General features: G+C 72.2%; 20 protein-coding genes. 19 read left to right on the top strand and 1 reads right to left on the bottom strand.

Going from position 1 to position 25124, the window contains the following annotated elements; translation table 11 throughout:
• Positions 1–208 precede the first annotated feature (208 nt).
• From rsmH to ACFXHB_RS11040, 16 genes are all read left to right on the top strand, one after another.
• The gene (rsmH, locus tag ACFXHB_RS11115) at positions 209–1183 is read left to right on the top strand and encodes a 16S rRNA (cytosine(1402)-N(4))-methyltransferase RsmH (RefSeq protein WP_380573666.1); all 975 of its coding nucleotides are present in this window, start codon (positions 209–211) and stop codon (positions 1181–1183) included.
• Between the two features lie 49 nt (positions 1184–1232).
• The gene (locus tag ACFXHB_RS11110) at positions 1233–1805 is read left to right on the top strand and encodes a cell division protein FtsL (protein WP_380573665.1); all 573 of its coding nucleotides are present in this window, start codon (positions 1233–1235) and stop codon (positions 1803–1805) included.
• 100 nt (positions 1806–1905) lie between these two features.
• The gene (locus ACFXHB_RS11105) at positions 1906–4137 is read left to right on the top strand and encodes a penicillin-binding transpeptidase domain-containing protein (RefSeq protein ID WP_380573664.1); all 2232 of its coding nucleotides are present in this window, start codon (positions 1906–1908) and stop codon (positions 4135–4137) included.
• A 6-nt stretch (positions 4138–4143) separates the two neighbouring features.
• Positions 4144–5796, top strand: coding sequence for a UDP-N-acetylmuramoyl-L-alanyl-D-glutamate--2,6-diaminopimelate ligase (locus ACFXHB_RS11100; RefSeq protein ID WP_380573663.1), 1653 nt, complete (start codon positions 4144–4146; stop codon positions 5794–5796).
• Positions 5793–7196, top strand: a complete 1404-nt coding sequence (gene murF / locus ACFXHB_RS11095) for a UDP-N-acetylmuramoyl-tripeptide--D-alanyl-D-alanine ligase (RefSeq protein ID WP_380573662.1) — start codon at positions 5793–5795, stop codon at positions 7194–7196. Before ACFXHB_RS11100 ends, murF begins: the two co-directional genes overlap by 4 nt.
• Positions 7196–8257, top strand: a complete 1062-nt coding sequence (mraY, locus tag ACFXHB_RS11090) for a phospho-N-acetylmuramoyl-pentapeptide-transferase (RefSeq protein WP_380573661.1) — start codon at positions 7196–7198, stop codon at positions 8255–8257. Before murF ends, mraY begins: the two co-directional genes overlap by 1 nt.
• Positions 8254–9687 (top strand): UDP-N-acetylmuramoyl-L-alanine--D-glutamate ligase, encoded by a 1434-nt coding sequence (gene murD, locus ACFXHB_RS11085; RefSeq protein WP_380573660.1) that lies wholly within the window; start codon positions 8254–8256, stop codon positions 9685–9687. Before mraY ends, murD begins: the two co-directional genes overlap by 4 nt.
• Positions 9688–9831: 144 nt before the next feature.
• Positions 9832–11139 carry a putative lipid II flippase FtsW gene (gene ftsW, locus ACFXHB_RS11080; protein WP_380573658.1) on the top strand — a complete coding sequence of 436 codons (1308 nt, stop codon included), beginning with the start codon at positions 9832–9834 and terminating at the stop codon, positions 11137–11139.
• 6 nt (positions 11140–11145) lie between these two features.
• Complete coding sequence (gene murG, locus ACFXHB_RS11075; RefSeq protein WP_380573657.1) at positions 11146–12252, top strand: undecaprenyldiphospho-muramoylpentapeptide beta-N-acetylglucosaminyltransferase; 1107 nt, start codon at positions 11146–11148, stop codon at positions 12250–12252.
• Positions 12245–13081: a cell division protein FtsQ/DivIB gene (locus ACFXHB_RS11070; RefSeq protein ID WP_380573656.1), complete on the top strand. Its 837-nt coding sequence runs from the start codon at positions 12245–12247 to the stop codon at positions 13079–13081. Before murG ends, ACFXHB_RS11070 begins: the two co-directional genes overlap by 8 nt.
• A 362-nt stretch (positions 13082–13443) precedes the next feature.
• The gene (gene ftsZ / locus ACFXHB_RS11065; RefSeq protein WP_380573654.1) at positions 13444–14658 is read left to right on the top strand and encodes a cell division protein FtsZ; all 1215 of its coding nucleotides are present in this window, start codon (positions 13444–13446) and stop codon (positions 14656–14658) included.
• A gap of 3 nt (positions 14659–14661) precedes the next feature.
• A complete protein-coding gene (gene pgeF / locus ACFXHB_RS11060) occupies positions 14662–15396 on the top strand; it encodes a peptidoglycan editing factor PgeF (protein ID WP_380573653.1) in 735 nt (244 codons plus the stop codon).
• Positions 15393–16181, top strand: a complete 789-nt coding sequence (locus ACFXHB_RS11055) for a YggS family pyridoxal phosphate-dependent enzyme (protein ID WP_380573652.1) — start codon at positions 15393–15395, stop codon at positions 16179–16181. Before pgeF ends, ACFXHB_RS11055 begins: the two co-directional genes overlap by 4 nt.
• Positions 16182–16481: 300 nt before the next feature.
• Positions 16482–17081, top strand: coding sequence for a cell division protein SepF (locus ACFXHB_RS11050; RefSeq protein WP_329487250.1), 600 nt, complete (start codon positions 16482–16484; stop codon positions 17079–17081).
• A gap of 93 nt (positions 17082–17174) precedes the next feature.
• Entirely contained in the window at positions 17175–17456 is a 282-nt protein-coding gene (locus tag ACFXHB_RS11045) for a YggT family protein (protein ID WP_148645520.1), read from the top strand.
• 59 nt (positions 17457–17515) lie between these two features.
• The gene (locus tag ACFXHB_RS11040) at positions 17516–18853 is read left to right on the top strand and encodes a DivIVA domain-containing protein (protein WP_380573651.1); all 1338 of its coding nucleotides are present in this window, start codon (positions 17516–17518) and stop codon (positions 18851–18853) included.
• Positions 18854–19081: 228 nt separating this feature from the next.
• Here ACFXHB_RS11040 and ileS read toward each other — a convergent pair whose 3' ends face one another.
• Positions 19082–22210, bottom strand: a complete 3129-nt coding sequence (gene ileS, locus ACFXHB_RS11035; RefSeq protein ID WP_380573650.1) for an isoleucine--tRNA ligase — start codon at positions 22208–22210, stop codon at positions 19082–19084.
• A 608-nt stretch (positions 22211–22818) separates the two neighbouring features.
• Between ileS and ACFXHB_RS11030 the strand changes: the two genes are divergently transcribed.
• From ACFXHB_RS11030 to ACFXHB_RS11020, 3 genes are all read left to right on the top strand, one after another.
• Positions 22819–23331 (top strand): TraR/DksA family transcriptional regulator, encoded by a 513-nt coding sequence (locus ACFXHB_RS11030; protein WP_380573649.1) that lies wholly within the window; start codon positions 22819–22821, stop codon positions 23329–23331.
• A gap of 209 nt (positions 23332–23540) precedes the next feature.
• On the top strand, positions 23541–24152 hold the full coding sequence (gene lspA / locus ACFXHB_RS11025) for a signal peptidase II (RefSeq protein WP_380573648.1): 612 nt from the start codon (positions 23541–23543) through the stop codon (positions 24150–24152).
• Between the two features lie 33 nt (positions 24153–24185).
• Positions 24186–25124 carry an RluA family pseudouridine synthase gene (locus ACFXHB_RS11020; protein WP_380573647.1) on the top strand — a complete coding sequence of 313 codons (939 nt, stop codon included), beginning with the start codon at positions 24186–24188 and terminating at the stop codon, positions 25122–25124.

Genomic DNA, 25124 nt, shown 5'->3' with positions numbered 1-25124 from the left:
CCACCCGCTCCGTGCCACCTGGCGCACCTTCCCCGGCGCCGGGCGGTCACGATCTTCCCCCTGGGCGGGCGGGGACCACGGGCCGCGTCCCGGCCACCGGCGGCCGCCACCCGGCGCCCCAGGCGCCGACTCCGGCACACAGTGGGCCAAAATGGTCGGAGCTCCCGGACGTCGGGCTGCTCCGCACCGAAGAAGGGCGCCACCGCGCATGAGCACCAACGATCCGGCCCCCAAGCACGTCCCCGTGATGCTGCAGCGGTGCATGGACGCGCTGGCCCCGGTGATCTCGCGGCCCGGCGCGGTGGTGGTGGACGCCACGCTGGGGCTCGGCGGGCACAGCGAGGCCCTGCTCACCCAGTTCCCGGACGTCCGGCTGGTCGCGGTGGACCGTGACCCGGCCGCCCTGAAGCTCTCCGCCGAGCGGCTGGCCCCGTTCGGCGACCGGGCCACCCTGGTGCACGCCGTCTACGACGAGATCCCCGAGGTGCTGGAGCGCCTGGACATCCCCCGGGTGCAGGGCGTCCTGTTCGACCTCGGCGTCTCCTCGATGCAGCTGGACGAGGCCGAGCGCGGCTTCGCCTACTCCCAGGACGCCCCGCTGGACATGCGGATGGACCAGACCCGGGGCCTGAGCGCGGCCGAGGTGCTGAACACCTACAGCCACGGGCAGCTGGCCCGGATCCTCAAGGTGTACGGCGAGGAGCGGTTCGCCGGGAAGATCGCCTCGGTGATCCTGCGCGAGCGGGAGAAGGAACCGTTCACCACCAGCGCGCGTCTGGTCGATCTGGTGCGCAACGCCATTCCGGCCGCCACCCGCCGCACCGGCGGGAACCCGGCCAAGCGCACCTTCCAGGCGCTGCGGATCGAGGTCAACGGCGAGCTGGAGGTGCTGGACCGGGCGATCCCGGGCGCGCTGGACGCCCTGGCACTCGGCGGGCGGATCGTCGTGATGTCCTACCAGTCGCTGGAGGACCGCCTGGTCAAGCAGTACCTCGCGGCCGGCGCGACCACCACCGCCCCGCCCGGGCTGCCGTTCGTCCCGGAGGAGCACCAGCCCTGGCTGAAGCTGATCACCCGCGGTGCCGAGCTGGCCACCGAGGAGGAGATCGAGGAGAACCGGCGCGCCGCGCCCGTGCGGCTGCGGGTGGCGGAGAGGATCAGGGACCGAAGCACCCGGGGCTGACCAGGTTCACGGGGCGGGGTCCGAAGGGTGGAGGAACAGCGTGGGGCCGGTGGCCGGAGGCGGGGCGGGGAGCACGGTGCTCCCCGGGCAGGGCGGCAGGGCGCGGATCACGGTCCGGCCCGGTCGGCGCCCGGTACGGGGGAGGACGCCGTTCGCGGTCCTGGTCGTGGTCCTGCTCGCGGCCGGACTGCTCGGGCTGCTGGCGCTGAACACCGCGCTGAACGAGGGTTCGTTCGAGCTGTCCAAGCTGCAGCGGCAGACCACCGTGCTCACCGACGAGCAGCAGGGCCTGCAGCACCAGATCGACCAGAACTCCGCGCCGGACGCGCTCGCGCGCCGCGCCGCCGAGCTGGGCATGGTGCCCGCCGGGGGGATGGCCTTCCTGGACGTCCCGAACGGCGGCAAGGTGCTCGGCACGCCCGGTCCGGCCCAGGACAGCCCCCCGGTGAAACGGTCCACCGCCGAACCGTGGCCCGGCCGGCAGCCGTCGCCGAGCGCTCAGCCGAGTGCCCCGGCGGCGCCCGCGCCCGGCGGTGACACCACCGTCCAGATCAACCCGGCCGCTCCGGCCGCCCCCGCTCCCGCCGGTTCGCCGGCCGCGACCGGAGGCGCGGGCCGATGAGCGAGCACGGCGAACGAGTCGTCAGAGGGTGCGCGTCGTGCGAGGCGCTCGCCGAGCGAGTCATTGGGGGGCGCATGAGCGCGCGTAGCGAGGTGGGCGCATGAGCGAGCCCCGACAGCCCACCGGCGGGACCGGCGGCGCCGGTGGCCGCCGGCCCGTCGCCAAGGGCGCCGCACCGCGGCCGACCCCGCGCGGCCAGGCCGGCAAGGCCCAACCGGCGAAGGCGCAGCCCGCCAAGCCGCAGCCCGCCCGGTCCAAGCAGCCCCCGAAACCCCCGCCCGCCAAGGCGCAGGCCCCCAAGGCCCAGCCCCCGAAGCCGCAGCCGGCCAGGGCCCGGGACCCGAAGGCGGCCGCCCGCCCGGCCCGGCCCCCGCAGCAGCGCCGCCCGGACGGCCGCTCGCCCGTCCGGCCGCGGCCGAAGTCCCGCCCGCCGCAGCGCCCGCAGTCCAGGGCGATCCGGCTGGCCGACCCGCGCCGCCGGCTGCGGGTGGTCACGGTGGCGCTCTCCCTGGTGTTCTCGGTCTTCGCCGGCCGCCTCGTCCAGCTCCAGCTGCTGGACTCGGACGCGCTGGCCGCCGACGCCAACACCAACCGCTACCTGAGCATCCCGATCACCGCCGAGCGCGGCTCGATAACGTCCGCCGACGGCGTGGCACTGGCCACCACCGTCGACGCGTACGACATCACCGCCGACCCGGCCATGTTCACCCCGGCGGCGGCCGGCGTCCCGGACGCCCCCGAGCAGGCGGCCGCGCTGCTGGCACCGATCCTCGGCCAGTCCAAGGAGAAGCTCGCGGCGGACCTGCACACCCCCAAGACCCGCTACAAGCGGCTCGCCGCCCAGCAGAGCCCGGACGTCAAGAACCAGATCAGCGACCTCAAGTCGGGCCTGGAGAAGCAGGCGAACTCCAAGACCTGCCAGGCGCAGAAGCGCCTGCTGAACAAGTCCGTGGAGGAGGGGGGCCGGACCAGGGTGGACAACGAGTGCGTCAACCCGCTGGCCGGCGTCTTCAACCGGGACACCCAGAAGCGCGTCTACCCGTCGGACGGGCTGGCCGCCAACCTGGTCGGGTTCGTCAACGCCGAGGGCGAGGGCGCGGGCGGCCTGGAGCAGCAGTACCAGAAGCAACTGGCCGGCAAGGAGGGCCACAGCAGCTACGCCCAGGCGGGCGGCCGGCTGGTGCCCACCGCCGGGGGCTCGCTGGACCCGGCGGTACCCGGCACCGACCTGCGGCTGACCATCAACCGGGACATCCAGTGGGCCGCCCAGCGCGCCATCACCGACCAGGTCGCCAACGCCGGGGCGGAGAAGGGCTACGTCATCGTCCAGGACGTGAGGAACGGCCAGGTGCTGGCGATGGCCACCTCGCCCGGCTTCAACCCCAACGACCTGAGCACGGCCAGGTCCTCCCAGCTCGGCAACCCGGCCCTGCAGGACGCCTACGAGCCCGGCTCCACCGCCAAGCTGATGACCATGGCGGCCGTGCTGGACACCGGCAAGGCCACCTGGGACACCAAGGTCACCGTGCCGTACCCGCTGGTCCGCGGCGATGTGGCGTTCAAGGACGACATCCCGCACGACACCTGGTACCTGACGCTGGCCGGGGTGCTCGCCAAGTCCTCGAACATCGGCACCATCGAGGCCGCCCAGACGCTCGGGGCGACCCAGCCGGAGGCCAACAAGGTGCTCAACGACTACCTGCGCAGGTTCGGCATCGGGCAGTCCACCGGCCTCGGCTTCCCCGGCGAGACCCCCGGCATCCTGGACAAGCCGGAGGACTGGAAGGCGTCGAAGCAGTACACCATCCCGTTCGGCCAGGGCCTGTCGGTGAACGCCCTGCAGGCGACCTCGGTCTTCTCCACCATCGCGAACGGCGGGGTGCGGGTGGCCCCCAGCGTGGTGCAGGGCACCACCGCCCCGGACGGGCGCTTCACCCCGGCCGAGCCCGGCGCGCGGTCCCGGGTGGTCGGCGAGCAGACCGCCAGGACGCTCACCGAGATGCTGGAGTCGGTCGTCTCGGACGAGCAGGGGACCGGCGGCAAGGCCGCGATCCCGGGCTACCGGGTGGCCGGCAAGACCGGCACCGCCAACCGGGTGGACCCGAAGACCGGCGGCTACCGCGGCTACACCGCCTCGTTCATCGGGTTCGCGCCCGCCGACGCCCCCCGGGTCACCGTCTCCTGCGTGATCCAGGACCCGGTCAACGGCCACTTCGGCGGCCAGCTCTGCGGGCCGGTGTTCAAGCAGGTGATGGAGTTCACCCTGAAGACCCTGCAGGTGCCGCCGAGCGGCAGCGAGGCACCCAACCTGCCCGTCGAGTGGAAGCCGTGATCGACCATGAGCAAGCAGCGGGCCGGGTGGGACCACGGCACGGCGCGGGGCCGGTTTGGCCCTGGACACCCTTCGGCGGATAGCCTTCCCGCCGTGCCGAAACCCGATCAAATCACCGTGAGCCCGCCTCGCCCCGTCCGGGCGCAGGCCCAGCCGCTCGCCGAGCTGGCCCGACTGCTCGGCCTCGCGCCGGTCGAGGGGGGCCCGGTCACCGGCGTCACCCACGACTCCCGCGCGGTGCGCCCGGGCGATGTCTACGTGGCCTTCCCGGGCGCCAACCACCACGGCGCCGCCTTCGCGGCCCAGGCGGCCGCGGCGGGCGCGGTGGCGCTGCTCACCGACCCGGCCGGCGCCGAACTGGCGGCCGGCACCGGCCTGCCGCTGCTGGTGGTCGACCGGCCGCGGGCCCGGATGGGCGAACTGGCCGCCGCGGTCTACGGCCGGCCCGCCGACCGGCTGCTGATGATCGGGCTGACCGGCACCAACGGCAAGACCACCACCTCCTACCTGGTCGAGGGCGGCCTGCGCGGCGCCGGGCGCAGCCCCGGGGTGATCGGCACCGTCGAGATGCGGGTCGGCGACGAGCGGATCAAGAGCGAGCGCACCACCCCCGAGGCCACCGACCTGCACGCGATCCTCGGCGTGATGGGCGAGCGCGGCGCGGACGCGGTGACCATGGAGGTCTCCAGCCACGCGCTGGTCTTCGGCCGTACCGACGGGGTGGCCTACGACGTCGCGCTGTTCAACAACCTCACGCCCGAGCACCTCGACTTCCACCCGGACATGGAGGACTACTTCCAGGCGAAGGCCCGGCTCTTCCAGCCCGGCAAGTCGCGCCTGGGCGTGGCCAACCTGGACGACGCCTACGGGCGCCGGCTGATCGCCGAGGCGAAGATCCCGGTCACCTCCTTCTCCGCCACCGGCGCGCCCGAGGCGCACTGGCGGGCGGTGGACGTCCAGCTCGGCCCGATCGGGTCGACCTTCCGGGTGCTCGGCCCCGACGGCGCCGAGGCCGACGCGTCCGTCCCGCTGCCGGGACCGTTCAACGTCGCCAACGCGCTGGCCGCGATCACCCTGCTGGTGACCGCCGGACTGCCGCTGGAGCAGGTCGTCGCCGGGGTCGCGGCGGTGCCCGGCGTACCGGGCCGGCTGGAGCGGGTGGACGCCGGACAGCCGTTCGTCGCGGTGGTCGACTACGCCCACAAGCCGGACGCCCTGCGCGCGGTCCTGGCCTCGCTGCGCGAGGTCACCAAGGGCCGGCTGCACGTGGTGGTCGGGTGCGGTGGGGACCGCGACCCGCACAAGCGCGCCCCGATGGGCGCCATCGCCGCCGAGCTCGCCGACACCGCCCTGCTGACCAGTGACAACCCCCGCAGCGAGGACCCGTTGGCGATCCTCGCCACCATGCTGACGGGCGCCGCCTCGGTGCCCGAGGCCGAGCGCGGCGCCGTCCTGGTCGTGCCCGACCGGGCCGAGGCGGTCCACCTCGCGGTGGCCCGCGCCCAGGCCGGTGACACCGTGCTGGTGGCCGGCAAGGGCCATGAACTCGGCCAGTACGTACGAGACGAGATCCGCCCCTTCGACGACCGGGAGGTGCTGCGGGACTCGATCGCGCGGACCACGGCCGCCCGGGGTGCCGGAGGAGTGGAGCAGCCGTGATCGCACTGACCCTCGCCGAGGTGGCCGCGGCCGTCGGAGGCACCCTGGACGGCGCCGACCCCGCGACCCCGGTCACCGGCCCGGTCGAGGTCGACTCCCGCAAGGTGCGCCCCGGCTGCCTGTTCGCGGCCTTCGCCGGTGAGCACGTGGACGGCCACGACTACGCCGAGCGGGCGGTGGCCGCCGGCGCCGTCGCGGTGCTGGCCTCCCGCCCGCTCGGGGTGCCCGCCGTCCTGGTCGACAGCGTGGTGGACGCGCTCGGCAAGCTGGCCCGGACCGTGGTGGCCCGCGCCGAGTCCACCACCGTGGTCGCGCTGACCGGCTCGGCCGGCAAGACCAGCACCAAGGACCTGATCGCCCAGCTGCTCCAGCGGCTCGGCGAGACCGTCTACCCGCCCGGCTCGCTCAACAACGAGATCGGGCACCCGATGACCGCCCTGCGGGTCGAGGCCGGCACCCGGCACCTGGTGATGGAGATGGGCGCCCGGCACAAGGGCGACATCGAGTACCTCACCTCGATCACCCCGCCCCGGATCGGCCTGGTGCTGAACGTCGGCACCGCGCACGTCGGCGAGTTCGGCTCCCAGGAGGCGATCGCCGAGGCGAAGGGCGAACTGGTCGAGGCACTGCCGGCGGACGGCGTGGCGATCCTCAACCTCGACGACCCGCTGGTCCGGGCGATGGCCTCCCGCACCAAGGCCCGGGTGGTGTACTTCGGGGAGTCCCGGGAGGCGCACGTCCGCGCACAGGATGTTCGCCTCGACTCCACCGGACGGCCATCGTTCACGCTGACCACCCCGGCCGGTTCCGCACCCGTGCAGCTGCGCCTGTACGGTGAGCACCACGTCTCGAACGCCCTCGCCGCCGCAGCGGTGGCGGTGGAGCTCGGGATGTCCGTCGATGACACCGCCGAAGCGCTGAGCGAGGCGGGTGCGCTGTCCCGCTGGCGCATGGAGGTCCTCGACCGGGCCGATGGTGTCACCGTCGTGAACGACGCCTACAACGCGAACCCCGACTCGATGCGGGCCGCGCTGCGGGCGCTGGTCTCGATCGGAGGACGCGGCCCGGAGCGCCGTCGAACCTGGGCGGTGCTCGGCGAGATGCGGGAGCTCGGCGAGGAGAGCCTGGCCGAGCACGACGCCATCGGGCGGCTCGCGGTACGACTGGACGTCACCAAGCTGGTGGCGGTCGGCGGACGCGAGGCGGCCTGCATGGAACTGGGCGCGAGGAACGAAGGTTCGTGGGGTGAGGAGTCGGTGCTGGTGTCCGACGCGGACGCGGCGGTCGAACTGCTGCGCAGTCAGCTTCGGCCGGGGGATGTGGTCCTGGTGAAGGCTTCCCGTTCGGTGGGGCTGGAGAAGGTGGCCGAGGCACTGCTCGCGGACGGTGCGGCCGAGTAATGAAGCAGATCCTCTTCTCCGGCATGATCGGCCTCGTCCTCTCGTTGCTCGGGACCCCGGCCCTGATCAAGCTGCTCGCCAAGCGCGGCTACGGCCAGTACATCCGCGACGACGGCCCCAAGGCGCACCACAGCAAGAAGGGCACGCCCACCATGGGCGGCATCGCCTTCATCCTGGCGACGCTCATCGCGTACTTCGCGACCAAGGCGATAACGGGCGAGTCCCCGACCGCCTCCGGTCTGCTGGTGCTCTTCCTGACCGTGGGCCTGGGCCTGGTCGGCTTCCTGGACGACTACATCAAGGTCGTGAAGCGCCGTTCGCTCGGTCTGCGGGCCAAGGCCAAGCTCTTCGGCCAGTCGTTCGTGGGCCTCGCGTTCGCGATCCTGGCCCTGCAGTTCAGTGATGACCGCGGGCTCTCCCCGGCCTCCCAACACCTGTCCTTCGTCCGGGACTTCGGCTGGTCCATCGGCCCGGTGCTGTTCGTCATCTTCGCGTACTTCATGATCGCCGCGATGTCGAACGGCGTGAACCTGACGGACGGTCTGGACGGCCTGGCCACCGGCGCCTCGGTGATGGTCTTCGGCGCCTACACCTTCATCGGCGTCTGGGAGTACGGCCAGAGCTGCGCCTACGCGATCTCGGCCACCTCCAACTGCTACGACGTCCGCGACCCGCTGGACCTCGCGGTGGTCGCCGCCGCCCTGATGGGCTCCTGCTTCGGCTTCCTCTGGTGGAACACCTCGCCCGCCAAGATCTTCATGGGTGACACCGGCTCGCTCGCCCTCGGCGGCGCCCTGGCCGGTCTGGCGATCTGCTCGCGCACCGAGCTGCTGCTCGCGCTGCTCGGCGGCCTCTACGTGATCATCACCCTCTCGGTGATCATCCAGGTCGGCTCCTTCCGGATGACCGGCAAGCGCGTCTTCAAGATGGCTCCGTTGCAGCACCACTTCGAACTCAAGGGCTGGACCGAAGTCCTGATCGTGGTCCGGTTCTGGATCATCCAGGGCCTCTGCGTGGCGGTCGGCCTCGGCCTCTTCTACGCGGGATGGGTGACCGGATGACCGGACCCGACTGGACCTCCCTGCCGGTCACCGTCGCCGGCCTCGGCGTCTCCGGCATCAGCGCCGCCCGCGTCCTGCACGACCTCGGCGCGCCGGTCACCGTCGTGGACGGCGGCTCCGGCCCGGGCCTGGAGGCCCGCGCCGCCGAGCTGCGGGCGCGGGGCGTCACCGTCCGCCTCGGCGACGGCGACAGCCTGCCCGAGGGCACCCGGCTGGTCGTCACCTCGCCGGGCTGGCCGCCCGGCAGCCCGCTGTTCGCCGCCGCCGAGCAGGCCGGCGTCGAGGTCTGGGGCGACGTCGAACTGGCCTGGCGCCTGCGCCGGCCGCTGGCGGCCACCGGCGAGCCGGCCCCCTGGCTGGCCGTCACCGGCACCAACGGCAAGACCACCACCGTCCAGATGCTCGCCTCGATCCTCACCGCCGCCGGCCGGCGCACCGCCGCCGTCGGCAACGTCGGGGTCTCGGTGCTGGACGCGGTGCTCGCCGAGGAGCCGTACGACGTGCTCGCCGTCGAGCTCTCCAGCTACCAGCTGCACTGGGCGCCCTCGCTGCGCCCGTACGCGGCGGCCGTGCTCAACCTGGCGCCCGACCACCTCGACTGGCACGGCTCGATGGAGGCGTACGCCTCCGACAAGGGCCGGATCTACCAGGGCAACGTCGTCGCCTGCGTGTACAACCTGGCCGACCCGGCCACCGAGGCGCTGGTCCGCGAGGCCGACGTCGAGGAGGGCTGCCGGGCGATCGGCTTCGGCCTGGGCTCGCCCGGCCCGTCGAACTTCGGCCTCGTCGACGGCCTGCTGGTGGACCGCGCCTTCGTGCCGGACCGGACCAAGAACGCCGCCGAGCTCGGCTCTGTCGCGGACGTCGACCCGCCGGCCCCGCACAACATCGCCAACGCCCTCGCCGCCGCCGCCCTCGCCCGGGCCTACGGGGTGGACGCCGCGGCCGTCCGGGAGGGGCTGCGGGCCTTCCGCCCGGACGCCCACCGGATCGCCGAGGTCGCCGTGGTCGGCGGAGTCACCTACATCGACGACTCCAAGGCCACCAACACCCATGCCGCCGCGGCCTCGTTGGCCGCGTACCGGCCGGTGGTCTGGATCGCCGGCGGCCTGGCCAAGGGCGCCGCGTTCGACGACCTGGTCCGGGGCGCGGCCGAGCGGCTGCGCGCGGTGGTGCTGATCGGCGAGGACCGCGCGGTGATCAGGGAGGCGCTGGCGCGACACGCGCCGGATGTCCCGGTGATCGAGGCGGCCGAGGGCCAGACTGGCGCGGTGGCGATGGCCGAGGTGGTCCGCACGGCCGCCTCGCTCGCCCGATCGGGTGACACGGTGCTGCTGGCACCGGCCTGCGCCTCGATGGACATGTTCACCAACTACGGGGAGCGCGGCGACCTCTTCGCCGCGCGGGTCCGGGAGCTCGCGGACAGCTGAGGCGGCGCACGGCGACGGCCGTCGGGCCACGCCACCCGCACACGGGCGAGGCGAGCCACAGGAGAGAGGGAGCGTGTGGTGGCGGGGCAGGGCAGGGTGGGCGGTTCCGGTGTACCGGAAAAGGGCCCCGCCGATCCGTGGCGGGTGATCTCGGCCACCACGACCGCCTACAAGTCGGCCGGCCCGGTGGCCCGTCTGCGGGCCTTCCGGGCCCGTCTGCGGTACACCCTGGACCGACCGCTGACGCCCTATCTGCTGATCATCGGCGCGACCCTGCTGCTGGTGGTGCTCGGCCTGATGATGGTCTTCTCGGCCTCGCAGATCCTGGCGCTGGGGCAGCACCGCTCGACCCAGTTCTACTTCTTCAAGCAGCTGGTCGCGGTGCTGCTCGGCTTCTCGTTGCTGGTCGGCTTCGCCCTGGTCCCGGTCGCGGTGCTGCGGGTGATCGTCTACCCCGTGATGTTCGGCGTGATCGGCGCGCTCGCGCTGGTCGCGATCCCCGGCGTCGGGGTGGAGGTCAACGGCAACCGGAACTGGCTGGACCTGGGGTTCTTCCAGTTCCAGCCGTCCGAGTTCGCCAAGCTCGCCCTGGTGCTCTGGGCCGCCGACCTGCTGGCCCGCAAGCAGCGCAACGGCACCCTCGACCAGTGGAAGCACCTGCTGGTCCCGCTGGTGCCGGGCGCCTTGCTGCTACTCGCGCTGATCATGCTCGGCGGGGACATGGGCACCTCGATGATCCTGGTCGCCATGCTCTTCGGCCTGCTCTGGATGGTCGGCGCCCCGATGCGGCTGTTCGTCGCCACCCTCGGCGTCGCCGTCGTGGTCTGCACCGCCCTGGTGGTCACCGTCCCGCACCGGGCCGAACGGCTCTCCTGCATCGGCGTGACCAAACTCGATCCGGCCGGTGCCTGCTTCCAGGCCCTGCACGGTGTCTACTCGTTCGGGCTCGGCGGCATGTTCGGTTCCGGTCTCGGCGCCGGCGTCGAGAAATGGGGCCAGCTGCCGGAGGCGCACACCGACTTCATCTTCGCCACGACGGGCGAGGAACTGGGCCTGGTGGGGACGCTGTCGGTGATCGGTCTCTTCGCGGCACTAGGCTACGCGGGTATCCGTGTGGCCATCGGCACGAAGGACCCCTTCGTCAGGTACGCCGCGGGAGCCGCCACCACCTGGATCATGGCGCAGGCCGTGATCAATCTGGGGTCGGCGCTGGGACTGCTGCCCATCGCGGGCGTCCCGCTCCCGCTGTTCTCCTACGGCGGTTCCGCCATGCTGTCGGCCATGTCCGCGATCGGTGTGCTGCTGTGCCTCGCACGCAGCACCTCGGGCGCGAAGGCGGCCCTGGCCGCCCGGAGCAAGAACTCCCGGGTCAGGAGACGACTGGCCCGGGTGCTGCCACGACGACGAACCACAGCGCGCCCGGCCCCGGTGCCGGCACGCAGGGAGCGGTGAATTTCGGTGCATGTCGTACTCGCCGGCGGGGGGACCGCCGGTCACATCGAGCCGGCCCTCGCCCTCGCGGACGCCCTCCGCAGGCACGACCCGTCCATCGGGATCACCGCCCTGGGCACCGAGCGCGGCCTGGAGACCCGGCTGGTACCCGAGCGCGGGTACCACCTGGAGCTGATCCCGGCCGTTCCGCTGCCCCGCAAGCCCACCCCCGAGCTGATCACCGTCCCGGGCCGGCTGCGCGGGACCGTCCGGGCCGCCCAGGAGATCATCGAGCGGGTCAACGCGGACGCCGTGGTCGGCTTCGGCGGCTACGTGGCCATGCCGGCCTACCTGGCCGCCAAGCGGGCCGGGGTGCCGATCGTGGTCCACGAGGCCAACGCCCGGCCCGGCCTGGCCAACAAGATCGGCGCCCGGTACAGCGACTTCGTCGCGGTCTCCACGCCGGACAGCAAGCTGCGCGACTCCCGGTACATCGGCATCCCGCTGCGCCGGACCATCGCCACCCTGGACCGCAACGCGGCCCGCCCCGAGGCGCGGCACTACTTCGGTCTCGACCAGCGGCTGCCCACCCTGCTGGTCTCCGGCGGTTCGCAGGGCGCGCGGCGGCTCAACGAGACCGTCACCGCCATCGCGCCCCGGCTGCAGCAGTACGGCGTGCAGATCCTGCACGCCGTCGGCCCGAAGAACGAGCTGCCGCAGGTGGACGACATCCCCGGGATGCCGCCCTACCGCGCGGTGCCCTACGTGGACCGGATGGACCTCGCCTACGCCGCGGCCGACCTGATGCTCTGCCGGGCCGGCGCCATGACGGTGGCCGAGCTGGCGGCGGTCGGTCTGCCGGCCGCCTTCGTCCCGCTGCCGATCGGCAACGGCGAGCAGCGGCTCAACGCCCAGCCGATGGTCAAGGCCGGTGGCGGCCTGCTGGTCGACGACGCGGAACTGACCCCGGAGTGGGTGCTGCAGAACGTGCTGCCGGTGCTCACCGACCCGCAGCGGCTCTGGGACATGAGCCGGTCCGCCGCCGAGTTCGGCCGCCGGGACGCCGACGAGCTGCTGGTCGGCATGGTCTACGAGGCGATCGAGGCCGCCAGGGGTGGCCGCCGTCGTGGCTGACGGCCGCCGCGCCGTTCCACCGCCGGCCGGCGGTCCGGGAGCACCTCCCGGCCGCCGGGCCGGCGGTGGGCAGCCGCAGGAGGAGGTGGAGTTCGGGGACGAGGAGCACGCGCCCCGGCTCCGGCTCTCCCGGCGGGGCGTGGCGGTGCTGGCCGCGCTCGGGGTCGCGGTGTTCGGCGCCCTGGCCTGGCTGGTCTTCCTCTCCTCGGTGCTGGACGTGCGCAGCGTCGCGGTCCAGGGGGTGCAGGACGACAAGCTGACGGTCGACCAGGTCCGTGCGGCGATCGGGACGGTCGGCGCCGGCCCGCTGGCCCGGGTGGACCTCGACGACGCCACCCGACGGGTGGAGGCGATCCCGAGGGTGGCCCGGGCCGAGGTCTGGCGGGGCTGGCCGCACACCCTGCGGGTGAAGATCACCCAGCGTACGGCGGTCGCCGCCGTCAAGGGCGAGGACGGCAGATTCACCCAGATGGATGCGAGCGGCGTGAGCTTCGCCACCGAGGACGCCGCACCGGCCGGAGTACCGGTGGTCGAACTGCGGCTCAGTCAGCAAGCGAACGACGTCGCTTCCGTGATCACCCGTCCGCAGTTGGTGCAGGGGGCGGTGGCGGTGGCCGCCGGCCTGCCGGCCGAGGTCCGGCAGCGGGCCGGGGCGGTGCTGGTGCACTCCTACGACGACATCCAGCTGCAGCTCAGCGGGGGTGCGACGGTGCGTTGGGGGAGTCCGGAGCAGATCGATCGAAAAGCCCGGGTCCTGGTGGCGCTGATGAGTCAGAAGGGTACGAACTTCGACGTCAGTACGCCGGAGGCGCCGGCGGTGTCGGGATGATCCGGTAGGTTCTCTCCCTGGGGAGGGGTTGACGCCTTTCGGTGACGGCCCGACCCTTGGTGGTCACCCCGGTTTCATAAGCCGGTTGATGATCACATAGGCTCAAAAGAAAAAGGGAAGCTCGGCGTGTTCGTTGAAACACGTGCCCGGGGCCACCTAGTGTCCTGTGTCACCAGACTGTGTTTCCTGGTGATGTGACGGAGGCACAGGACTAACCCTAAAGGTCAAGTTTAGGGTTGGGGTCGGCGGTCGGCATTTCGGACATTCAGTCAGAAACCAGGCTCCCTACCCATCGACATCCGTCGGTTCGGCACCCCGCCGGGGCCGGCCGACCCGGAAATTCGAGGCGAGAGGCCTTCGACGTGGCAGCACCGCAGAACTACCTCGCAGTCATCAAGGTCGTCGGTATCGGCGGCGGTGGTGTCAACGCCATCAACCGGATGATCGAGGTCGGTCTCAAGGGCGTCGAGTTCATCGCGATCAACACCGATGCGCAGGCCCTCCTGATGAGCGACGCCGACGTCAAGCTCGATGTGGGCCGTGAACTCACCCGGGGCCTCGGCGCCGGCGCCAACCCCGAGGTCGGCCGCAAGGCCGCCGAGGACCACCGCGAGGAGATCGAGGAGGTCCTCAAGGGGGCCGACATGGTCTTCGTGACCGCGGGTGAGGGTGGTGGTACCGGCACGGGCGGCGCGCCGGTCGTCGCCAACATCGCCCGCTCGCTCGGCGCACTGACCATCGGCGTGGTCACCCGCCCCTTCACCTTCGAGGGCCGCCGTCGCGCCAACCAGGCCGAGGACGGCATCGCCGGCCTGCGCGAAGAGGTCGACACCCTCATCGTGATTCCCAACGACCGACTGCTGTCCATCTCGGACCGCCAGGTCAGCGTGCTGGACGCGTTCCGCTCCGCCGACCAGGTGCTGCTCTCGGGCGTCCAGGGCATCACCGACCTGATCACCACCCCCGGTCTGATCAACCTGGACTTCGCCGACGTCAAGTCCGTCATGTCGGAGGCCGGTTCGGCGCTCATGGGCATCGGGTCGGCCCGGGGCGAGGACCGCGCCAAGGCGGCCGCCGTGATGGCGATCTCCTCGCCGCTGCTGGAGGCCTCGATCGACGGCGCCCGCGGCGTGCTGCTCTCCATCTCCGGTGGCTCCGACCTCGGTCTGTTCGAGATCAACGAGTCCGCCCAGCTGGTCAGCGAGGCCGCGCACCCCGAGGCCAACATCATCTTCGGTGCGGTCATCGACGACGCGCTCGGCGACGAGGTGCGGGTCACCGTGATCGCGGCCGGCTTCGACGGCGGGCAGCCGCCGGCGATCGTCCGTGACCCGGTGGTCAAGGCCACCTCGACCACGCCGCAGCCCGCGGCCGCCCCCGAGCGTCCGGCCGGCCGGCCCTCGTACGGGAGCATCGGCTCGGTCACGGCCCGGTCGGAGGGCGAGTCCCCGGCGCGTTCGGCGGAGAGCCCGGCCACCGCGACCGCGGCTCCGGTGCCGCCGCAGGTGCAGCCGGTCCGCCAGCCGTACGTGGAGAGCCCCGCCGAGGAGCTCGACGTGCCGGACTTCCTGAAGTAAGCAGTGGTCGATCACGCGGTACGCAACGGTGCTCACTTCGCCTTCACCGACCGGTGGGGCGGGGTGAGCACTTCGCCGTACGGGGAGCTGAACCTCGGCGGCGCGGTGGGGGACGACCCGGCCGCCGTGCGGCGCAACCGCGCGATCGCGGCCGGTGCGCTGGGCCTCGACCCGGCGGACGTGGTCTGGATGAACCAGGTCCACGGCGCGGACGTGGCGGTGGTGACGCGGCGCCAGCCCGACGGGGAGGCGCCGACCGTCGACGCGGTGGTCACCGACCGGCCGCTGGCGCTGGCGGTGCTGACCGCGGACTGCACGCCGGTGCTGCTGGCCGATCCGGTGGCGGGCGTGGTGGGCGCGGCCCACGCGGGCCGGCCCGGCCTCGCGGCCGGGGTGGTGCCGGCGGTGGTCCGGGCGATGGTGGAGCTGGGGGCCGAGCCGGGGCGGATCACCGCCGCGACCGGGCCCGCGGTCTGCGGTCGCTGTTACGAGGTGCCGGCCCGGATGCGTGCCGAGGTGGCCGAGCTGGTGCCGGCCGCGCACGCCGAGACCTCCTGGGGCACCCCGGCCCTGGACGTCGCGGAGGGAGTGGCGGCCCAGCTGGCCGCTGCGGGGGTCACCGAGTTGGTGCGATCATCGGTCTGCACCCTCGAATCCGCCGATCACTACTCCTATCGCCGCGAGCAGCGCACAGGCCGGCTCGCGAGCTACGTCTGGTTGGGCTCTGATCACTCATGACGAACGACATCTACGGACCGTTCCCGGGCGGTGCCGAATTCCTGGCGGCCCTGACGGAGGGCCAACGGGCCCGCTACGAGGAACTCGGGCTCAACCTCGACGTGGTCGAGCGCCGGATCGCCGACGCCTGCACCGCCGCGGGGCGGGCGCGTGACGAGGTGAGGCTGGTGGTCGTCACCAAGACCTACCCGGCACAGGACAGCGCGCTGCTGGCGGCCCTGGGCGTCACCGATGTCGCGGAGAACCGTGACCAGGACGCGGCGCCCAAGGCGGAGCAGTGCAGAAACCTTCCGCTGGACTGGCACTTCGTCGGCCAGCTGCAGACCAACAAGGTCCGCTCGGTGGTCCGCTACGCGAACCACGTGCACTCGGTGGACCGCCCGCGGCTGGTCGAGTCGCTCTCCGCGGCGGTGCTCAAGGCCGAGCGGCCCGAGCTCGGCTGCCTGGTGCAGGTCGCGCTGGAGAAGGAGGACGGCGAGGGCGAGGGCCGCGCCGGGGTCTCCCCGGCGCAGGTCGGGGCACTGGCCGACGCGATCGCCGACGCGCCCGGGCTGCGACTGGACGGTGTGATGACCGTCGCTCCACTGTCCGGGCCGCTGGCCGGGGACCCGGCCAGGGCCTTCGAGCGGTTGGCGGAAATCGCAACCGCCGTACGGACGGCCCATCCTGCTGCCACCATGGTTTCCGCGGGAATGAGCGGTGACCTTGAGCAGGCCGTCGCCGCCGGGGCGACACATGTGCGCGTCGGAACGGCGGTACTCGGAGTGCGGTCACCCCTCAGGTAACGTCACCGGGTAGTAGATCAGACTGCAGGACAAAATAGGACAGAAACTAGCAGCTTTCCAGAGCGCTAGCGAACCGTGGATCGCAGCTCCGCGGCACCCACCCACGAGTTCTGACCGGCCGTCGGCCCGACGGCTCGTCGTGGGCGGACCGCGGAATCCGCAGGCGGGGCCCCCGGTCCGGCCGTCGGTACGGAGTCGGTCCACCACGGAGCGAGCAGGGCGAGCGGCCATCGAGAGGCGCGCGTTCGCGAAGCGACCACCGAGCGCGGCGAGGTGGGCATGAGCGGAGGAGACAGGAGCATGGCCGGCGCAATGCGCAAGATGGCGGTCTACCTCGGCCTCGTGGAGGACGAGACGTACGACGGCCAGGGTTACGACCCCGACGACGACTACGACGCGGACCCCGAGCCGATCCGAACGGGGCGGACGGAGGACATCCCCCGGCCCGCCGCGGCACCCGCCCCGGTCTCCTCGATCACGCCGCAGCCGGTGCCGGCCGCGGTCCCGATCCGCCAGGAGACCCCGAGGATGGCCCCAGTGTCGTCCATCACACCCGAACGCCGCCACAACCTGGAGAAGAGCGCCCCGGTGATCATGCCCAAGGTAGTGAACGAACGAGAGCCCTACCGCATCACCACGCTGCACCCCCGGACCTACAACGAGGCCCGTACGATCGGGGAACAGTTCCGCGGCGGCACCCCGGTGATCATGAATTTGACCGAGATGGACGACACCGATGCCAAGCGGCTCGTAGACTTCGCCGCTGGACTCGTCTTCGGTCTGCACGGCAGTATCGAGCGCGTGACACAGAAGGTGTTCCTGCTGTCGCCTGCTAACGTCGATGTCACGGCGGAGGACAAGGCTCGGATCGCCGAGGGTGGGTTCTTCAACCAGAGCTGACCCGGCCACGACTTTACGTGTGGATCTGATCGACAGTGAGTAAGTGACAGGCGGCACGGCCGAAGGGCCGAGAACCGGGGAGAGGGAAGCGCGATGGGGATCGTGTGGGCGGTGCTCTACTACGCGCTGACCGTCTTCCTGGTGTTTCTGCTTGTGCGGCTGGTGATGGACTGGGTCTTCCAGTTCGCACGTTCGTGGCGGCCCGGCAAGGCCATGGTCCTGGTCCTGGAGGCCACGTACACTGTCACGGATCCGCCGCTCAAGCTTCTTCGGCGGTTCATTCCGCCGTTGCGTCTCGGGGGCGTGGCGCTCGACCTGTCCTTCTTCGTACTGATGATCATTGTGTATGTCCTGATCTCGCTTGTGCGGCCCTAGTCGTAGGTGAGCGATGCGACAGGATGCCGGTGTGCCGACGATCACGTTGAGGTGAAGAGATGCCATTGACCCCCGAGGACGTTCGGAACAAGCAGTTCACGACCGTCCGCCTGCGCGAAGGCTATGACGAGGACGAGGTCGATGCCTTCCTCGACGAGGTCGAGGCGGAGCTGACCCGACTTCTCCGCGAGAACGAGGACCTGCGCGCCAAGCTGGCCGCCGCGACCCGTGCCGCCGCGCAGAACCAGGCCAACATGCGCAAGGAGCCGCCGCAGGACTCGCGTCCCGGCGCCCCGGTGCCGGCCGCCATATCCGGCCCGCCGGTCCCCGGGCAGCAGCAGGGCCCCGGTCCGCAGCAGATGGGCGGCCCCGGTGGCCCGCAGCAGATGGGCGGCCCGCAGCAGCAGCAGATGGGTAACCAGCCCCTCGGCCTGCCGTCCGGTGCCCCGCAGCTCCCCGCCGGTCAGGGCGGCCCGATGGGCGGCCCGCAGCAGCAGATGAACCAGACCATGGGCGGCCAGCAGCAGCTGGTGCAGCCGATGGGCGGTCAGATGCTCCAGCCCATGGGCGGTCCCGGTGGCCCGCAGCAGATGGGCAACCCGATGGGCCAGGGCATGGGCCAGCAGCAGATGCAGCAGATGGGCGGCCCGATGGGTCAGCCGCAGCAGATGGGCGGCCCGCTCGGCGCTCCGATGCAGCAGCAGCAGCCGCAGCAGGGCCCCGGTGGCGACAGCGCGGCCCGCGTGCTGGCGCTCGCCCAGCAGACCGCCGACCAGGCGATCTCGGAGGCCCGTTCCGAGGCCAACAAGATCGTCGGCGAGGCGCGCAGCCGGGCCGAGGGCCTGGAGCGGGACGCCCGTGCCAAGGCTGACGCCCTGGAGCGGGACGCGCAGGAGAAGCACCGCGTCGCGATGGGCTCGCTGGAGTCCGCGCGCGCCACGCTGGAGCGCAAGGTCGAGGACCTGCGGGCGTTCGAGCGTGAGTACCGCACGCGTCTGAAGTCCTACCTGGAGACCCAGCTGCGCCAGCTGGAGTCGCAGGCGGACGACTCGCTCGCCCCGCCGCGCATCCCGGCCACCGCCTCGCTGCCGCCGGCCGCGTCGTCGATGGCTCCGGCCGGTGCGTCCGCGATGAGCGGGGGCGCTCCGAGCTTCGGGGGCAACCAGCCGTCCTTCGGCGGGAACCAGCCCTCGTTCGGTGGCCAGAGCTCCTTCGGCGGCAACAACGGTGCGCCGAGCTTCGGCGGGCAGTCCGGCGGCAACTCCGGTGCCCCGCAGATGCAGCCGGCCGGGATGACGCAGCCGATGGCGGCCGTCCGTCCGCAGCCGCCGCAGCCGATGCAGCAGGCGCCGGCGCCGATGCGCGGGTTCCTGATCGACGAGGACGGCGACAACTGAGGTTGTAGCCAGGCATTTCGAGGGCGCCCCTGCCGTGACTTCCGGGTCATGACGGGGGCGCCCTCGTGCGTGCCCGGACCCTCGCGGGTGACCGGAGCGGGACCGGACCGGGAGTCGCGGCGGGGCTCCGGGCAACGGCGAAGCCGCCGCCACCCGGGTGGGGTGGCGGCGGCTTCGGGGTGTCCGGTCGGGCCGGTGGACCGGGCCCGACGGATCGGGCTCCGAGGATCAGGCCTTGCGGAGCTGGAAGGCGAGGCCGAGGCCCTCGTCCGAGAAGGTCTCGGACTCCCAGTCGGCGGCGCCGGCCGTGAAGTCGGTGGCCAGGACCTCCTCGGCGACCAGCGGGCCGTGCTCGGCGATCGCCTCGGCGGTCTCCTCGTCGGCCGCCCGCCAGCGCAGCACGATCCGGTCGGAGACCTCCAGACCGGAGTTCTTCCGGGCCTCCTGGATCTGGCGGATCGCGTCACGGGCGATGCCGAGCCGCTTGAGCTCGGGGCTGATGGCCAGGTCGAGCGCCACGGTGGCGCCGGACTCGTTGGCGACCGCCCAGCCCTCGCGCGGGGTCTCGGTGATGATCACCTCGTCGGGGCCCAGCTCGATCCGCTCGCCGTTCAGCTCCACACCGGTGCTGCCGGTCGCCCGGAGCTCGGCGGCGAGCTGCGCGGCGTCGGCGGCGGCGACCGCCTTGGCCACGTCCTGGACGCCCTTGCCGAACCGCTTGCCCAGCGCGCGGAAGTTGGCCTTGGCGGTGGTGTCGACCAGCGAGCCGCCGACCTCCGCCAGCGACTCCAGGGCGGAGACGTTGAGCTCCTCGGCGATCTGCGCGCGCAGATCGGCCGGCAGCTCCTCCCAGCCCTGGGCGGCGATCAGCGCGCGGGAGAGCGGCTGACGGGTCTTCACGCCGGACTCGGCGCGGGTGGCCCGGCCCAGCTCGACCAGCCGGCGCACCAGGGTCATGTGCCGGGAGAGGTCGGCGTCGATCAGCGCCTCGTCCGCCTCCGGCCAGGTGGCCAGGTGGATCGAGGCCGGGGCGTCCGGGACCACCGGGACGACGAGGTCCTGCCACACCCGCTCGGCGATGAACGGGGTGAGCGGGGCCATCAGCCGGGTGACCGTCTCCAGCGCCTCGTGCAGGGTGGCGAGCGCGGCGGCGTCACCCTGCCAGAAGCGGCGGCGGCCGCGGCGCACGTACCAGTTGGAGAGGTCGTCGACGAAGCCGGAGAGCAGCTTGCCGGCGCGCTGGGTGTCGTAGGCCTCGAAGGCCGCGTCCACCTCGCGGACCAGGGTGTTCAGCTCGGAGAGCACCCAGCGGTCCAGCTGCGGGCGCAGCGCCGGGGCAGGGTCGCTCGCGGACGGCGCCCAGCCGGCGGTGCGGGCGTACAGGGCCTGGAAGGCGACGGTGTTCCAGTAGGTGAGGAGGGTCTTGCGGACCACCTCCTGGATGGTGCCGTGGCCGACCCGGCGGGCCGACCAGGGCGAACCGCCGGCCGCCATGAACCAGCGGACCGCGTCCGCGCCGTGCTGGTCCATCAGCGGGATCGGGTCCAGGGTGTTGCCCAGGTGCTTGGACATCTTGCGGCCGTCCTCGGCCAGGATGTGGCCCAGGCAGACGACGTTCTCGTAGCTGCTCTTGTCGAACACCAGGGTGCCGACGGCCATCAGCGTGTAGAACCAGCCGCGGGTCTGGTCGATCGCCTCGGAGATGAACTGCGCCGGGTAGCGCTTCTCGAACAGCTCCTTGTTCTGGTGCGGGTAGCCGTACTGGGCGAAGGGCATCGAGCCGGAGTCGTACCAGGCGTCGATCACCTCGGGCACCCGGGTGGCGGTGCCGGAGCACTCGCGGCAGGCGAAGGTGACGTCGTCGATGTACGGGCGGTGCGGGTCGAGGGCGCTCTGGTCGGTGCCGGTGAGCTCGGAGAGCTCGGCCAGCGAACCGACGCAGGTGAGGTGGTTCTCCTCGCAGCGCCAGATCGGCAGCGGGGTGCCCCAGTAGCGGTTGCGGCTGAGGGCCCAGTCGATGTTGTTGTTCAGCCAGTCGCCGAAGCGGCCGTGCTTGACCGTCTCCGGGTACCAGTTGGTGGCCTCGTTCTCGCGGATCATCGCGTCCTTGACGGCGGTGGTCCGGATGTACCAGGACGGCTGCGCGTAGTAGAGCAGCGCGGTGTGGCAGCGCCAGCAGTGCGGGTAGCTGTGCTCGTACGGCAGGTGGCGGAAGAGCAGGCCGCGCTCCTTGAGGTCCGCGACCAGGGCCTCGTCGGCCTTCTTGAAGAACTGGCCGCCGACCAGCGGGACCTCGGGGGCGAAGGTGCCGTCGGCGAGCACCGGGTTGACCACCGGCAGGCCGTAGCGGCGGCAGGTCGCGAGGTCCTCCGCGCCGAAGGCGGGGGACTGGTGGACGACACCGGTGCCGTCCTCGGTGGTGACGTAGTCGGCGTTGAGGACGTAGTGCGCGTCCTCGATCTCGACCAGGTCGAAGGGGCGGCGGTACGCCCAGCGCTCCATCTCGGCGCCGGTGAACGACTCGCCGGTGGCCTCCCAGCCCTCGCCGAGCGCCTTGGCCAGCAGCGGCTCCGCGACGACCAGCCGCTCGGTGCCGTCGGTGGCCACCACGTAGGTGACCTCGGGGTGGACGGCGGCGGCGGTGTTGGAGACCAGGGTCCACGGGGTGGTCGTCCAGACCAGCAGCGCGGCCCCGCCAGCCAGCGGGCCCGAGGTGAGCGGGAAGCGGACGAAGACCGAGGGGTCGACGACGGTCTCGTAGCCCTGGGCCAGCTCGTGGTCGGACAGCCCGGTGCCGCAGCGCGGGCACCAGGGGGCGACCCGGTGGTCCTGGACCAGCAGGCCCTTGTCGAAGATCTGCTTGAGCGACCACCAGACCGACTGGACGTAGGACGGGTCCATCGTCCGGTAGGCGTCGTCGAGGTCGACCCAGTAGCCCATCCGGCTGGTCAGCTCGGTGAAGGCGTCGGTGTGGCGGGTCACCGACTCGCGGCACTTGGCGTTGAACTCGGCGATGCCGTACGCCTCGATGTCCTGCTTGCCGGAGAAGCCCAGCTCCTTCTCGACGGCGAGCTCGACCGGGAGGCCGTGGCAGTCCCAGCCGGCCTTGCGGGCGACGTGGTAGCCCTTCATGGTGCGGTACCGGGGGAAGACGTCCTTGAAGACGCGGGCCTCGATGTGGTGGGCGCCGGGCATGCCGTTGGCGGTCGGCGGGCCCTCGTAGAAGACCCACTCGGGGCGGCCCTCGGACTGCTCCAGGCTGCGCTGGAAGATCTTGTTGTCCTGCCAGAAGGACAGGATCCGGTGTTCGAGGGCAGGCAGGTCGACCTGCGCGGGGACGGCGTTGTAGGTGGTCATCGCGGGTGTCAAACCTCCGACGGATATGGGCTGGATCCGACGGAGGGACGAGGCGGCCTGCCGCCCCGCGGTACCACCCTCCTTGGCCGCGGTGCCGCTGCGACCCTCTTGTTTGGTCTTGCTGCCGGGTCTACCGGGCTGCCGGGCCGTGCCTGGCTGCCGTTCTTCCGGCGGCTCCGGGGTGATCTTCCCGCCGTGCACACCCCCGGGCTCGCACCGTCCCCGGGTCGCTGGTGGCTGCGTACGTCGGTACTCGTCCCATCTGCGCCTTGCGGGCCCAGTCTATCGGCAGTCGCAAGTCGGTTTCGCCGCCGCCGCGACGGCGCGCGGAGGCGGTTAGGCGGGGGTGTTCTGGGCACAACTCTGGTCAGCGCGCGGGGCGGGGCGGCTGTGACGGCTGCCTGGGTGGGATCATTGTGAGGCGTCGGTATGTCATGTTGTGACCGGTTTTGATGGGGATTATCGTTCCGGCACTGGAGGCCGCCGGGAACCGGCGGCTCGATTCGTTCGTAGATGGGGTCGAAGCCATGGCTGATGAGGCAACCGGCGCGGGTACCGTCACCAAGCGGGCTCGCAAGGCTGTGGCAGGCGAACCAGGGGAGGGGACCGTGACCACTACCGCACGGCACAAGACCAGCAACGATTCCGCGCTCGTGGCCCCCGGCCGCACCCGCGTCCCGGCCGCCGCCGCGGTCGCGGCCCGCGGCGGCGCCGAGTCGGTGGACCCGGCCGAGCTGCCCGTCCGTCCGGGTGAGGACGCGTGGACCTCGGAGGAGGTGCACGAGCTGCACGCCGAGCTGATCACCGAGCTGGACCGGCTGCAGAACGAGATCGAGGCCGCCGAGGCCGCCATCACCGGGCTGATGCGCGACTCCAACGACGGCGCCGGCGACGACCAGGTGGACGCCGGTACGAAGAACATCTCCCGGGAGAGCGAGCTCGCGCTGGCCAACAACGCCCGGGACAGCCTCGCCCAGGTCGAGCGGGCGCTCGGCCGGCTGGAGGGCGTCGGCTTCGGGACCTGTGAGTCCTGCGGCCAGGCCATCGGCAAGGCCCGGATGCAGGCCTTCCCCCGGGCGACGCTCTGCGTCCAGTGCAAGGCCAAGCAGGAACGCCGCTGACCGGGGCGACGCGGGGGGTCGGGCTTGCCGTACGCTCGACCCCGTAACGTCGCCTGACTCGTCGAGGCCGGCGACCACCGGCCCACTCTCCCCCGACCTTCGGCCCCGGGGGACCCTCATCGGCACCGGAGCGGATCATCAGTACGCAAGGTTCCCCCCAGACGCGGGACGAGTCCGTCCCGACCCCCGCCGTAGCCCTGGAGGAGGCCGTGGCCGAGCCCGGCGAGGTGACCGCTCCGGTGGAGCCGGAGGCGCCCAAGGGGCGGCGGCGGATCGGTGTCCTGCTGGGCGTCGCGCTGGTCGCCTTCCTGATCGACCTGGGGACCAAGCTGCTGGTGGTCGCCCGGCTGGAGAACCACGCGGCGATCAAGGTGATCGGCGACGTGGTGACCTTCCAGGTGATCCGCAACTCCGGCGCCGCCTTCGGCATGGGGCAGGCGCTGACCATCGTCTTCACCGTGATCGCGGCCTCGGTGATCGTGGTCATCTGGCGGATCGCCCGCCGGCTGTACAGCCTCCCGTGGGCGATCGCGCTCGGGCTGCTGCTCGGCGGGGCGCTGGGCAACCTGACCGACCGGCTGTTCCGCTCGCCGAGCGCGTTCCGCGGCCACGTCGTGGACTTCATCTCCGTCCAGCACTTCGCGGTCTTCAACCTCGCCGACTCGGCGATCGTCTGCGGCGGCATCCTGGTGGTGCTGCTCTCCTTCCGCGGCAGCAACCCGGACGGCACCGTCCACCAGCCGGCCGACAAGGGCGCGAGCGGCAAGGACGAGGCCGGCGCGGGTGACGCGGACCGGGACCGGCCCGGTCCGACCGCGTAAGGGGCGGCTCCGGCGTCCGGCATACTCGTACGGGTGAGTACCGCAGCGCAGATCCGCAGCCTCCCCGTACCCGACGGCCTTGAGGGCGAGCGTCTCGACGCCGCCCTCGCCCGGATGTTCGGCTTCTCCCGGACGAAGGCCGCCGAGTTGGCCGCCGACGGCAAGGTGACGCTCGACGGCGCCCTGGCCGGAAAGTCGGACCGGGTCACCGCCGGCTCCTGGCTGGAGGTCGAGATCCCGGCCCCCGCCGCTCCCGTGCGGATCGTCGCCGAGCACGTCGAGGGCATGCGCATCGTCCACGACGACGAGGACATCGTGCTCGTCGACAAGCCGGTCGGCGTCGCCGCCCACCCCAGCCCCGGCTGGACCGGCCCGACCGTGATCGGCGGCCTGGCCGCCGCCGGCTACCGGATCTCCACCTCGGGCGCGGCCGAGCGCCAGGGCGTCGTGCACCGGCTCGACGTGGGCACCTCCGGGCTGATGGTGGTCGCCAAGTCCGAGCGCGCCTACACCGACCTCAAGCGGCAGTTCCACGACCGGGTGACCGAGAAGAAGTACCACACGCTGGTCCAGGGCCACCCGGACCCGATGAGCGGCACCGTGGACGCGCCGATCGGGCGCCACCCCAGCTCCGACTGGAAGTGGGCGGTCACCCGCGAGGGCAAGCCCTCCGTCACCCACTACGACCTGATCGAGGCCTACCGGGCCGCCTCGCTGCTGGACATCAAGCTGGAGACCGGCCGCACCCACCAGATCCGGGTCCACATGTCGGCGCTGCGCCACCCCTGCGTCGGTGACCTCACCTACGGCGCCGACCCGACGCTGGCCAAGCGGCTCGGGCTGACCCGGCAGTGGCTGCACGCGGTCTCGCTCGGCTTCGAGCACCCGTCCGACGGCGAGTGGGTGCAGTTCTCCAGCGAGTACCCGGAGGACCTGCGCAAGGCCCTTGACGTCATCGCCTCGGAGAGCTGA

Source organism: Kitasatospora sp. NPDC059327 (genome assembly GCF_042752535.1).
Lineage (GTDB): Bacteria > Actinomycetota > Actinomycetes > Streptomycetales > Streptomycetaceae > Kitasatospora.
The sequence above is the reverse complement of the archived record's forward strand: the minus strand, read 5'-3'. Positions and strand labels throughout refer to the sequence as shown.

What these genes read in the sequence shown, in the direction of transcription:
- rsmH (WP_380573666.1), top strand. Translation starts at nt 209, where the DNA reads ATGAGCACCAACGATCCGGCCCCCAAGCACGTCCCCGTGATGCTGCAG.
- ACFXHB_RS11105 (WP_380573664.1), top strand. Translation starts at nt 1,906, where the DNA reads ATGAGCGAGCCCCGACAGCCCACCGGCGGGACCGGCGGCGCCGGTGGC.
- ACFXHB_RS11100 (WP_380573663.1), top strand. Translation starts at nt 4,144, where the DNA reads ATGAGCAAGCAGCGGGCCGGGTGGGACCACGGCACGGCGCGGGGCCGG.
- mraY (WP_380573661.1), top strand. Translation starts at nt 7,196, where the DNA reads ATGAAGCAGATCCTCTTCTCCGGCATGATCGGCCTCGTCCTCTCGTTG.
- murD (WP_380573660.1), top strand. Translation starts at nt 8,254, where the DNA reads ATGACCGGACCCGACTGGACCTCCCTGCCGGTCACCGTCGCCGGCCTC.
- ACFXHB_RS11055 (WP_380573652.1), top strand. Translation starts at nt 15,393, where the DNA reads ATGACGAACGACATCTACGGACCGTTCCCGGGCGGTGCCGAATTCCTG.
- ACFXHB_RS11050 (WP_329487250.1), top strand. Translation starts at nt 16,482, where the DNA reads ATGGCCGGCGCAATGCGCAAGATGGCGGTCTACCTCGGCCTCGTGGAG.
- ACFXHB_RS11045 (WP_148645520.1), top strand. Translation starts at nt 17,175, where the DNA reads ATGGGGATCGTGTGGGCGGTGCTCTACTACGCGCTGACCGTCTTCCTG.
- ACFXHB_RS11040 (WP_380573651.1), top strand. Translation starts at nt 17,516, where the DNA reads ATGCCATTGACCCCCGAGGACGTTCGGAACAAGCAGTTCACGACCGTC.
- ileS (WP_380573650.1), bottom strand. Translation starts at nt 22,210, where the DNA reads ATGACCACCTACAACGCCGTCCCCGCGCAGGTCGACCTGCCTGCCCTC.